Origin of the sequence: Ensifer sp. SSB1 (assembly GCF_016652895.1) — a bacterium.
In the GTDB taxonomy this organism is placed as follows: Bacteria; Pseudomonadota; Alphaproteobacteria; order Rhizobiales; family Rhizobiaceae; genus Ensifer.
Window position 1 is genome coordinate 17,685 of the sequence record NZ_JAEPRP010000157.1, and the last position, 223, is coordinate 17,907.

1 protein-coding gene is annotated in these 223 nt (G+C 68.2%); it reads left to right on the forward strand.

Features of this window, described 5'->3' with window-relative positions:
• Nucleotides 1–36 precede the first annotated feature (36 nt).
• The coding region (locus I8N66_RS29005) for a flavin reductase family protein (RefSeq protein WP_291161400.1) at nucleotides 37–223 on the forward strand (187 nt) is incomplete at its 3' end.

Here is a 223-nt window from a genome sequence, read left to right on the forward strand (position 1 = left end):
CTGGTCTCCGCCCGCCATGCTGGGGTGGAAGACGTGATGGCAGCGGCCTGGGCCTGCGCCCTCGACTATGATCCGCCGAAGCTGACCGTCGTGCTCGACAGTGCCACCCGCACCCGTAGCCTGGCAGAGGAGGCGGGCCTGTTTTGCATCCAGGTTCCAACCGCGACCCAGGCGGTGCTGACCCATGCGGTCGGCACCACGAGCCTGCACGACGAACCGGACA